10 protein-coding genes are annotated in these 10,570 nt (G+C 66.8%); 1 reads left to right on the forward strand and 9 read right to left on the reverse strand.

All coding sequences use genetic code 11. The features are described 5' to 3' along the window. Positions 1-1,088 precede the first annotated feature (1,088 nt). Positions 1,089-1,589: a hypothetical protein gene (locus tag AB0M22_RS34925; protein WP_364736067.1), complete on the forward strand. Its 501-nt coding sequence runs from the start codon at positions 1,089-1,091 to the stop codon at positions 1,587-1,589. Between the two features lie 353 nt (positions 1,590-1,942). On the opposite strand, the gene AB0M22_RS34930 is transcribed toward AB0M22_RS34925, so the two are convergent. Genes AB0M22_RS34930 through AB0M22_RS34970 form a run of 9 tightly spaced genes read right to left on the reverse strand, consistent with a single transcriptional unit; the run spans position 1,943 to position 10,204 of the window. Then, positions 1,943-2,929, reverse strand: a complete 987-nt coding sequence (locus AB0M22_RS34930; protein WP_364736070.1) for an acyl-CoA dehydrogenase family protein — start codon at positions 2,927-2,929, stop codon at positions 1,943-1,945. A gap of 5 nt (positions 2,930-2,934) precedes the next feature. Next, positions 2,935-4,080 (reverse strand): acyl-CoA dehydrogenase family protein, encoded by a 1,146-nt coding sequence (locus AB0M22_RS34935; RefSeq protein ID WP_364736074.1) that lies wholly within the window; start codon positions 4,078-4,080, stop codon positions 2,935-2,937. Between the two features lies 1 nt (position 4,081). Continuing rightward, positions 4,082-4,858 (reverse strand): alpha/beta fold hydrolase, encoded by a 777-nt coding sequence (locus tag AB0M22_RS34940; protein WP_364736078.1) that lies wholly within the window; start codon positions 4,856-4,858, stop codon positions 4,082-4,084. After that, on the reverse strand, positions 4,855-6,114 hold the full coding sequence (locus tag AB0M22_RS34945) for a cytochrome P450 (protein WP_364736081.1): 1,260 nt from the start codon (positions 6,112-6,114) through the stop codon (positions 4,855-4,857). The genes AB0M22_RS34940 and AB0M22_RS34945 overlap by 4 nt, the downstream gene beginning before the upstream one ends. After that, the gene (locus AB0M22_RS34950; RefSeq protein ID WP_364736084.1) at positions 6,111-6,845 is read right to left on the reverse strand and encodes a hypothetical protein; all 735 of its coding nucleotides are present in this window, start codon (positions 6,843-6,845) and stop codon (positions 6,111-6,113) included. Before AB0M22_RS34950 ends, AB0M22_RS34945 begins: the two co-directional genes overlap by 4 nt. Continuing rightward, the gene (gene lysX / locus AB0M22_RS34955) at positions 6,842-7,714 is read right to left on the reverse strand and encodes a lysine biosynthesis protein LysX (protein WP_364736087.1); all 873 of its coding nucleotides are present in this window, start codon (positions 7,712-7,714) and stop codon (positions 6,842-6,844) included. Before lysX ends, AB0M22_RS34950 begins: the two co-directional genes overlap by 4 nt. A gap of 11 nt (positions 7,715-7,725) precedes the next feature. Further along, positions 7,726-8,748 (reverse strand): BtrH N-terminal domain-containing protein, encoded by a 1,023-nt coding sequence (locus AB0M22_RS34960; protein WP_364736090.1) that lies wholly within the window; start codon positions 8,746-8,748, stop codon positions 7,726-7,728. Then, complete coding sequence (locus tag AB0M22_RS34965; protein ID WP_364736093.1) at positions 8,745-9,398, reverse strand: hypothetical protein; 654 nt, start codon at positions 9,396-9,398, stop codon at positions 8,745-8,747. The genes AB0M22_RS34960 and AB0M22_RS34965 overlap by 4 nt, the downstream gene beginning before the upstream one ends. 11 nt (positions 9,399-9,409) lie before the next feature. Further along, positions 9,410-10,204, reverse strand: coding sequence for a 2OG-Fe dioxygenase family protein (locus AB0M22_RS34970; protein ID WP_364736096.1), 795 nt, complete (start codon positions 10,202-10,204; stop codon positions 9,410-9,412). Between the last annotated feature and the right edge of the window lie 366 nt (positions 10,205-10,570).

Raw genomic sequence — 10,570 nt, forward strand, 5'->3', positions numbered from 1 at the left:
GCCGAATGGCATGCCGTTCAACGGTCTTCGTTACGACCGCGCGGCGCGCGTTCGAATGAAACTCGAAAGGGCCGATCCCGGCTCGCGCCGAGCAAATCGCGGGTGAGACGCGAGCACTCGCGAAAATAGACCGCACGGTAAACACCGGCGAATCCGGGCGACCGCCGATCGTTGCGGCAGCGCAAAGACCTTATATCGGGCAACCATGCAGCGCCGCGGCAGGTTCCGGCCACGGAAGAGCCGCCGAACGCACAAAGTGAACGGTTCCCGTTTTCCATTTCACGTGTCACAAAGGCGTCATTCCGGCAGCATGGCCAAAGGCGAACCGGCGGCTGCCGTGCAGGCCACGAACGTCCTTGGCGTCGCGGCGTCGTTCGATTGCGGGAATCTCTCACCGCTGATCCCGGTGACGGCTTTGTGCCGCCAGAAGAGATCTGTGTCGGTGGAATCGCCGACTTTACAACGTATCTCCCGCGTCGTCTACAAGTATCGGCAACCTCGCCGCCACGGCCGTTTCTGTGCAGCGCAACAAGACTTCGCCCGCATCGGCCATGCGCGTGCACAAGCGGGTCCCCAGTCACCGCCGCACGTCCGGGGACCGGGAAGTTCGAGGCGCCGCCCGAGCCCACCGGACCGCCTTCTACCTCGTACGACTCCGAATGTGCTGGGGGAAAACCGGATCCGTGCGGAAGCCGCGCCTGCGGCGATGCCCTACCCGGCGGCACAGTCCTCGACTAGCATCGAAGCCGCCACCGTAAGCCTGCGACCAGCAAGAACACAGAGTCATGTCGTCAAAGCGCCGACTCTGCGGCAAGGCGGACTCGTCTACTTGGAGACACATCAGTCATCCGCCCCGAGTACGCACCCGCGTATATGTACATTACGATCAGCAGTGTTTAAGATAACAGAATCGACGCAGGGTGTCGTAAGTATCCCACACTCGGTGTAACGTGTGAGCACATATAGAAAATGTCGTCCGTGTCACTCGTGGGTCCGATCGACCCGGATGACCGCTCGGAAGTAGCTGAAGATTTCCGACCGATACACAGGAAGCTGAGCGACCTTTGGACTCCGACTGGGGTGTGCAGATGAGCAGCGAATCGCGAGACTACATGATCACCGTGATGACGCGCGACAAAGATCACGCGCCCGACCCCCGAATCAGCGCAGTCATCAGATCGAACGATGAGTCCGAACCACACATCGTCGAATTGACTGTGCACGCCTCCGAACAGGGCGCGACCCTGCCACATGCCGTGCGCGACATCAACTTCGAGCAGTTGGCGAAGGCACTGTTGAGCACCGTGGCGGCGTCCGCACTGATCACCGACGTGCAGCCGGCGGCACCACGAAACGACAAGCCGGTTCAACCACGGCGTAGCAGTGGAAGTGGCAGCACCAGCAGCAACGACGCCAACAACCGTCCGTATCGCAAGATGCCGGCCGTGGATGAAGTCCAGGCAGTGTTTCTGGAGACCGGGAGTGTCGGCAAACTAGCCAAACATTTCGATGTCCCTCGGTATACCGCACAGTCTTGGGTCGACCGGCTGCGGCGTTCAGGAGTGTTGGAACCCCCGGTCGCCAGCTAGTGTCCCGGTGACAAGAGTCTGTACTTTGAAATGACTCCTCTCACTACCTACTGCGACTAACCACACATAGTATTTAGTGCCGTGCGCGTGCTGTCAAGTGGAACATACTGTCACGCGCACGGCTCTATGTGGCCTTTTTGGCCGGCTGTCGTCTCCGCTCAGCGGCACACGAGCATCGCTGGACACCACACAGACGACACAGGCTCGTGACCGCCTCCGGACTCCGCAGGACAACGGATAAGCACGGCCCACGGCCCCGCCAGCGCGTCGTGCCGAGGTTCGGCGGACACGTTCTACCCCAACCGGATCCATGCGCGCTGGCGTGCGCTGAGCGGGTGCCACAGGTCGGCCGATCAGCGGGCGGCTTCGAGCCAGAGCGCGGCCGGCGTGCCGAGGCGCACAGACTCCACCGCGGCCATCCGATACACGTTCGCCGCGGTCGAATGCGCGAGCATGCCGCGGACGCCGTGCAGCTGCAACGCGGTACGACTGGCCAGGCGCGCATGCTCGGCCGCGACCGCCAGAACCGCCGCCGTACCGCACTGTTCGCCGCGATCGAACGCCCAGGCGGCCTTGTGCAGCACCAGCCGCCAGCCGTCCGCCTCCCCCAGCAGCGCCGACAGCCGATGTGCGACCGTCTGCCGTTGCGCGAGCGGCTTTCCGGACTGGATGCGCCCGTTGACGTGCGTCCGCGCCACATCCACGATCCGGTAGGCGATGCCGAGCAGCAGTGCCGCCTGCCGGATTCGGGCCGCACCCAGCGCACGCTCCCACCGCTGCGCCGATATCGGCAGCAGCTCGGCGGCTGCCCCGTCGAACCGCACGCGCGAGGCAGGCAGCCCGAAGTGTTCGATGGATTCGACAGTGCAGGTACCGGTTTCCGGCACCACCAGGTGCCAGGAACCGTCATCGGTCCGCACCACGCACAACCCGATGGTGCTGCGGGGCAAGGGTTCCGACGCACCCCGCAGCTTCCCGTCCGGCGTCACCCGCATGCGCGCCGGGCCGTTCGCGCCGATCACCGCGGCATGCCGCAGGCCCTTGTGCAGGTCGGCGACGATCTCCGAAAGGTGTTCTGCCGGTACGTCATCGCTGTCGAGCAGGTCGAGCGCGAACGCGGTCGCGCGGTAACAGCCGAGCGGTTCCAGCCCGAACCCCAGGCGTTCGTTCACCACGATGTCCGCGGTGAGCCCCAGCGCCAGGCCGCCGAACCGTTCCGGCGCGTTGAGGGTGGGCACGCCGATCGTCGCCAACTGGGCCGACGGTTCGCCGGTGCGGGTCAGTACGGTGTCCACCGCGTCGCGCAGTCGCTCTTGCAGCGGATCGAGTCGTAGGTCCATAGCGGTCAGCCCCCTGTGCGGCCGTGGTCGAATACGCGTGCGCTGCTGACGATGTCGAGCATGACCTCGGACGCACCGCCGGAGATGGTCATGCCGGGCGCCTCGCGGAAGGCCGCCTCCAGCACCGGGTTGCCGGGCTCGAGCAAGTCGAGGCCCACGGTGTCGAACGCCCACCACGCGATGCGCTGGGCGGTCTCGCTACAGTGCCATTTCGCGAACGACGACTCCGCGATGTCGGCGTTGCCTTCCTGAAGGTTCTGCATCACTTGGCAACTCAGCAGCCCGCTGGCCTCGATCCGCGTCCGGTGCCGGGCCAGATCGGCGCCGACCGGACCGGCCTGCGCGCCGTCCTCGGCGAGTCGCTCGGTGACCACGTCCAGCCAATGTTTGCCGCGCGCATAGTAATCCAGACCGGTGCGTTCGGCGGCGAACATCTGGGTGATCAGCGACCAGCCCGCGCCGACCGCGCCGAACAACGCGTCCTCGTCCACGTGCACATCGGTGAACCAGATGTCGTGGAACTGTTCGTTGGCCAGGCTGGGCAGCGGTCGAACGACCACGCCCGGCGCGTCCAACGGCACCAGGAACAGGCTGATCGCCTCGTACGGGCTGCCTTGCGGGTCCGTGCGCACCGCGCAGAGCGCGAAGTCGGCGTAGGCGCTCTTGAGGTTGTAGGTCTTGCGCCCGTTGATGATCCAGCCGGTGTCGGCGCGCACCGCCGTGGTGGTGATGCCGGCCAGATCGGAGCCGTGGTCGGGTTCGGTGAACAGGATGCACGCGGTAAGGTCCGTACTGGCCATCGCGGGCAGCAGTGTCTTGCGCTGCTGCTCGCTGCCCGCGGCCAGGATCAGCGATCCGACGTTCAGCACCGAGATGCAGTACAGGTTCTGCGGAATCCGGTGCGCGACCAGCTTTTCCAGCAGCGCCACGGTCGCGGTGAAATCCGCTGCGCGGCCGCCGTATTCGACCGGCCAGGCGGGTGCGAGGATGCCCGCGCGACCGAGGTGCCGATACAGCTCACGGGGATCGCCGTCCATCCCGTCCCGACGCTCGAAAACCTGCTCCAGCAGCTGAGCGGTCTGCGGCGCTTGCAGCACCTCGTCGACCTCGGCGGCGAACGCGACGGTCTCCGGCGGCACATCGAAATCCATCTCAGGAGCTCCTCGTCGGTAGCTGGGGCCGAGGTTGCCGGCTCGCCGCGTGCACGGCCCGGATGACCTCGGCATGGTTCTCGTTGAGGAAGAAGTGCCCGCCCGGCAGCACGGAAAGCCGGAATTCCCCGGCGGTTTGGTCCGCCCAGGGCCGCATCGTGGCCGTCGGTACCTCAGGATCGCTGTCCCCGCACCAGGCGGAGATCGGGCAGGAGAGCGGCGGTCCCGGCCGGCACCGGTAGCGCTCGATCATGCCGAAATCCGCGCGCATCATGGGCATCAGCACATCCAGGAGGTCCTGATGTTCGAAGATCGCGGGCTCCGCGGCGCCGTATTCGCGCAGCATCTGGATGAATTCGGGCCGCGGCAGGTCGCTGACCGGGCTCAGCGGGCGGACGATGGTCGGTGCGGGACGCCCGGTGACGAACAGATGCCGCACCGGACGCACCTGCCCGCTGAGCCGCCTGCTCACCTCGAACGCGAGGATGGCGCCCATGCTGTGCCCGAACAGCAGCACCTCGGTGGGCTCGGCCGCGATCACCTCGGCGATCTCGTCGGCGAGCAGGCCGAGGTCGGTGGCCGGCGGCTCGCTCATCCGCACGCCGCGGCCGGGCAACAGCACCGGCACCAGCTCGACCGATCCGGTGAAGCCGTGCACCCAGTCGGCGTAATAGGCCGAGGAGCCGCCCGCGAACGGGAAGCAGTACAGGCTGTGACTCGCACTGGCGGAACGGAATCGGTTGTCGAACCAGAGTCGGGCGTCGCTGCGGCCGTTCACCGTGCGGTCACTTTCCGCGGAGTCAGGCGCACCGGCATGCTTTTGTAGCCGGGCACGAAGTGCGAGGCGACATGCTGGACTTCACCGGCGATTTCGACCGTCTCCACCAGATCGAGCAGCTCGTCGATGAAGATCTCCAGGCCCACCTTGGCCAGGCCGGCGCCGATGCAGTAGTGCGGTCCGATACCGAACGCGACGTGCCGGTTCGGGCGGCGGCCTGGATCGAACGTGTAGGGATCACGGAAGACTCGCTCATCACGGTTGGCCGAGCCGAGCCAGGCGCTGACCGGTTCGCCGGCCTTGATCGTCTGTCCGTGCATCTGCACATCCTTTGTGGCATAACGCATCAGCGCGGTCACCGGCGACGACCAGCGCAGCAGCTCCTGCAAGCAGGTCGCGCGCAGCTTCGGATTCTCCCGCACCGCCCGGAACTTCGCCGGATGCTCGGCCATCAGCGTGAACAGGGTGCCGAGCGCGTGCGGCGTGGTGACATTCGCGCCGATGAGCAGCACGAAGCAGTTCAGCACCGCCTGCCGCTCCGATAGCGGGCCCTCGGTCAGGTTCATCGCCCGCAGCGTGCCGATGACGTCGGGATCGTCGTCGTCGCGGCTGCGGCGGGCGAACTCGTCGCGGAAGAACTCGAACAGCTCGTGCCGCGCTTGGCGCACTGTCGACTGCGCGGTGCCGGTGGAGTAGGCCGGATCGTCGTAGGCGATCGTCATCATGACCAGCTCGGCCAGCCGCTCCCACGAATCGGGATGCAGTCCCATCAGCGTGCCGGTGACGGCCATCGGGAACATCATGGCCGGCTTGGCCATGTCGTAGACGTCCGCGCCGAGCCCGGCGAGGATCGTCTCCCTGGCCAGGTCACGGAGCAATTTCTCCTGTCCGGCAACGACACTCGGGCTGAACGCCTTGTTCAGCGGCACCCGCAGCTCGCCGTGCCGCGGCGGATCGGTGTCGGCCAGCATGTCGTCGGTGGCGACGTCCGGTGTGTTGAGGTCGAGCACACAGAGAATGGTGCCGCGCCGGGAGGAGAACTCGGCATGGCTGCGCAGCACCCGGCTGACGTCCTCGTGCCGGGTCACCACCCAGAACGGTTCCCGGCCGCGGCCGGGCTCGGCGCGGTAGACCGGTTGGTGGTCGCGCAGGTGCGCCCACACCGCGTGCATGTCCGTCGAGGCGTGAAAGGCGGAGTCGAGCAGATCCGGGTCCTGGAACTGCACCGGGCAGAACGGCGGCGTGGAGATGATCATCGACCGGGCCTCTCAGATTCGATGCGAACGCGCCGCTCCCACAGGTATTCGTAGAACGGCAGGTGATGCTCGTAGTAGCGGCGCAGCACGGGATCGGTGTCGATGGTCCGGTCGTAGTGCGTCTGCCTGCGCCGCACCGTCGAGCTGGCGCTGACGCCGCTGTGCCAGCGCGCCGACTGGCGCCATTCCGGCCGCTCCCCCGGCTGCCAGTTCAGCATGTCGGCGTGGAAGGGCAGGCCGACCGCCGCGCAGTAGGCGCGCGCGGTCTGCTCCGGATGGTCGACGAAGTCCTCGGAGTCCAGGATCACCGGATCGTCACCGGCCGCGACGGCCGCCTCGTAGATCCGGTGCAGATACTCGATGCCGACTTCGTGCAGCTCCATCTGCGGTCTCAACGCCGCATACGACGGAATGATCTCCGCCGGATCGCGCAGCAGGAACGTGTGCCGCACGCTCTTCAGGAAATCCTGCCGGTCGAAGATGAGGTCGTACCGGCAGTCGGTGGTGTCCTTGAAGAACACCTTCCGCTGCCCGGACAGGTCGAGCATGGCGTCGATCAGATCGGCGGTCGACCGCACCACGACGTCGCCGACCTCGGTGTTGCCGTCATTGGCGATATTGCAGAACGGTTCGTGCAGGAGATGCAGGTCGTCGCGTTCCAGCAGCATCCGGAAGAACACGGTCGAGCGAGAGCGAGGCGCACTCCACAGGGCGATGATCGGACTGTTCATCGCGCCTCCACCGACTCGATCTCGGCGAGCAACCACTCGACGATGAAGCCCGCGACGTCGACGCCGGTCGCGTCGATGGCCCCGTGGAACTCCGGCGTGTGGTTCACCTCGTTCGCGTACAACCGCTCGTCCTGATCGATCAGCAGGTCGACGCCGAGGAAACCGCCGCCGACCGCGTGCGCCGCCGCCACGGCCAGCTCGGTCAGTTCCGGGGTGATCGGGCAGGGTGTGGCGATGCCGCCGATGGCAGTGTTGGTGCGCCAATCGTCGACCGCGTTCTTGTAGATCGCGCAGACCACTCGGTCGCCGGCGACGTAGGACTTGATGTCGCGGCCGGGTTTGTCGATGTGCTCTTGCAGAAAGAACACGTGCTGCTGCGGATTCGGCAGGGCGGCACGGTGTTCCAGAATGGCCCGGCCCTGCTCGTCGTCGTACATCCGCGCGGTGAGATGGCCCCACGATCCGGTGACCGGCTTGGCGACCACCGGATACCCGAGCTTGGGCATTGCGGCCAACGCGGATTCGACCCCCCAGGCGACCGCGGCCCGCGGAATCGGCAGTCCCGCATCGTGAAACGCGAGCGCGGTGCGGAGCTTGTCGCCGCAGACCTCGAGCGTGGCCGGGCGGTTGAAGGTGGGCACGCCGAGCATGGTGAGCGTCGACGCGACCGATGCCGCACGGCCGTGGCCCACTTCGCGCATCAGCGCCGCGCGATACGGCGGTCTGCCGTCGGCCAGCAGCACGGTCAGTTTGCGCGGGTCGACGTGTTCGTAGCGCAGACCGCGCCGCCGGAACGATTCGAGGATGAGTTTCTCCTCCCGGCGAATACGCGACGCGACAACGGCTATCGGCAGGTCGGTGGTGTCCACGGGTGCCCCTCTCAATTCCGGACCGACACCACGTCCGCCGCGAGCTCGAGCTGATCGAGCGCTCGCGCCAGGCGGCGAAGGAGTTCGGTGCTGTGCCTGCGCAATTCGTCGAAGCGATGGCGATCCCACACCCGCGAGTGCGCGCCGGTCATACGCACGCCGGTCCAGCCGTGCGCGACCGCGTCGACGCCGGCCGCGGCCTCGGCGAGTTCGTGGATCTTCCAGCGGATCGCTTGGCGGCGCAGGAATTCCGCGTGCAGGCCGGACTGGGCCTGGATGTTCCAGCTGATCACGTACAGCTCGCTCAGCGCCTCGGCGGCGGCCTCGGAGCCGGGCGTCAGCGCGCACAGTTCATCGAGGTAGCGGCGCAGGCCAGGCAGTCCGGTCTGGACATCGCCGGTGGAATCCTGCCGATACCGGGTCACGTTGGCGCGGAGCACTTTTCCGAGCCAGTCGAGATCGGGTTCCGGAACCGGGCCCTGCATGGTGGCGCGCAGCCACCGCCGGTCGCTGGGGCTGGCGCTGAAGAACACGTCGGAATCGTCGGGCGGGTTGAGCGACCCCCAGCTCGCCAGGAAGTCGGCGATCGGGATCGGGCCCTGGAACGCGGGCGGCTGTGCGTCGGAGACGAATACCTCGGTGTCGGTGATGTCGTAGACGACCAGCAGATGGGCGGCGTGCACGTCGTGGTAGGCGGGACGGAACGGCAGCCAGTAGTTGTCCACCGCGGCGATGGGCAGCACACCGGCGGCGAGAGCCGCGCGCAATTCGTCGAGGGTGTCGTCTTCGCTGCGGTGCCAGGACGATTCGAACGGATGGAAGAGCGCGAGTCGCTTGGCCAGGGAATCGGGCTCGGCGAGGAAGTAGTACTCCTCGAACGTCCAGGCGCCGGGGCGGCGGCGGAATTCCCAGGGCGCGCCGAGCACGGTAACCGGATCATGACCGCCGTGCAGCAGCACGGTCGCGAAGGTGGCGTGCAGGCAGCTGCCGAGGTCACGCGTCCACAGCTCGATTGCCTTTGCCTCGCCGGTCATTTCGCCGCACCGTTCGTCGATCGCCCATCGCTGCCGGTGAGCAGCGTGAGGGCGAAGACGTGCATGGCGACCAGCCGCGGGAACCGTATCGCGTGCGCGGTGCCGCGGCGGGGCAGGCCGACTCGGGTCAGCCACATGGTGGTGGGCAGGCCGTGCTGGACGTGGTGCGGGTAGTGCATGCGTGTGGTGCGGAACGCGGACAGCTCGCCGAATGCCGGTGTGCCGTCGAGGAAATCGGAGATGCCGACCGGCAGCGGGTCGGCATGGCCGTCGTCGTAGTACGCCCAGAGCGTGTCCTCGCTACGCCGTTCCGACGCGGCGAGCAGGTAGATCCAGTCGTATTGCCCCGGTGGGAGATCGATGATCTGACCCTCGCAACGCACGTTGTCGCCTTCGGGGTGCGCGGTGGCCCAGACGAACGGGATGCCGGCCACCTCGATCTGCGCGCCGGGCGACGGAAGTTCCTCGGCGGGAAAGGAATTCCCCCACGCGTTCAGCCGTCCCCGGTCGAGGTCGGCGGTGCTGGTGGTGGCCCGGTTGTTGAGCAGATCGTCGAGGTCGATCAGGCAGAATTCCGGTCGTGCGGGGGCGGCGGGTAGCCGGCGCACGAGGCGGTCGACCGTGGTGTCGGTCGTGGACAACTGGCTCATGGAACCTCCGGTCAGTGCATCGAGCTGTGCGTGCGTCCCGGCACTTCCGCGGGGTCGAGCACGATGTTGAAATCGACGATCAAGGTGTCGCGCCAGCCGGACAGACTCGGATCCATGGCCCGGATCTCGCTGACCCCGTGCTCCATCGTCGTGTCGGACAGCATCAGGACTTCCAGGGGTTCGGTCATGGTCACCGCGTACTCCGCGTCCGGCAGGCCGCGCCGGAACACCTGGTTCTCGCCGCCGACGCATTGGTGCCTGCCGATCAGATGGATCGACACGTACGCGTGGCCGTCGGAGTGCCTGCCCTCCGGCGCGGGGTCCGCGCCCTGGTGCGGTTCGGCGATCACCCGGATGAAGTGGATGCCGAGTTCCCAGTCGTTCGTCCCGGCCACCTGGTTGACGAAAACGACCGACTCACGCAGGATCTCGGCGAATTCGAGGCTGGCGAACGCGGCGTCGGACAGCGGCTCGAACACCCGCAGCTGACCGCCGAACACCGGGTTGACCGCCTTGCTCTGGAAGAACTGCGAGCCGTGCAGCGGCTCCAGGGTGCCGTCGCGATGCGCGAGCACCCGGCCGTAGCGGCGATTGCGGCGACACCGGGCGGAGTCGAGGTAGGCGTCCGGCACCAGGTCGTCCCAAGCGGAGGCGAACTGCTTCCAGCCGGGTCCCTCGGTGCGCACGCGCAGGCGGCCGTGCGCCCAGCCGTGCCGGGTGAAATCATCCGTGCGCGGACTGCCGAGCGCGGTTCCGCGGCCGTCGGCAACGACCGCATGCTCGAATGCCCGGTCGGAGTCGTCCATCAGTGGTTCCCCTCGGCGATTCAACGTGGATTCAACGTGCGCGAAGGCCGGTCGACCCAGAGTCTTGCGTCGCTCCCGCGGAGGTCCGGGGCAGCGGCCTGTGTCGATGGCAATCTCTACACAAAGGGCCCACAGTCTTTCTAAGCAAGATACTACAAACTATATCGATGCCTTGTCGAGTGGTGCCCCACCAGCTGCGGCAATTTGGCGCCCTAACAGGCACTTTGATGAATCGAAGCGTTCCGGGAGATAAATGTAGACACTGCGGTATTTGCAGAGTCTGTAGTGCGGCCATGGCCGGGCCTGGGGCGGGCGCATCGCACCGTCCCAGGCCCGGTCGGAGCGCGGCGGCGAGGTTGTCGCCGC

Source organism: Nocardia sp. NPDC051756, assembly GCF_040681495.1.
Taxonomy (GTDB): Bacteria; Actinomycetota; Actinomycetes; order Mycobacteriales; family Mycobacteriaceae; genus Nocardia.

Excerpts from the sequence above, each read along its gene's own strand:
- AB0M22_RS34925 (WP_364736067.1), top strand. The coding sequence starts at position 1,089 with ATGAGCAGCGAATCGCGAGACTACATGATCACCGTGATGACGCGCGAC.
- AB0M22_RS34930 (WP_364736070.1), bottom strand. The coding sequence starts at position 2,929 with ATGGACCTACGACTCGATCCGCTGCAAGAGCGACTGCGCGACGCGGTG.
- AB0M22_RS34935 (WP_364736074.1), bottom strand. The coding sequence starts at position 4,080 with ATGGATTTCGATGTGCCGCCGGAGACCGTCGCGTTCGCCGCCGAGGTC.
- AB0M22_RS34945 (WP_364736081.1), bottom strand. The coding sequence starts at position 6,114 with ATGATCATCTCCACGCCGCCGTTCTGCCCGGTGCAGTTCCAGGACCCG.
- AB0M22_RS34950 (WP_364736084.1), bottom strand. The coding sequence starts at position 6,845 with ATGAACAGTCCGATCATCGCCCTGTGGAGTGCGCCTCGCTCTCGCTCG.
- AB0M22_RS34960 (WP_364736090.1), bottom strand. The coding sequence starts at position 8,748 with ATGACCGGCGAGGCAAAGGCAATCGAGCTGTGGACGCGTGACCTCGGC.
- AB0M22_RS34965 (WP_364736093.1), bottom strand. The coding sequence starts at position 9,398 with ATGAGCCAGTTGTCCACGACCGACACCACGGTCGACCGCCTCGTGCGC.
- AB0M22_RS34970 (WP_364736096.1), bottom strand. The coding sequence starts at position 10,204 with ATGGACGACTCCGACCGGGCATTCGAGCATGCGGTCGTTGCCGACGGC.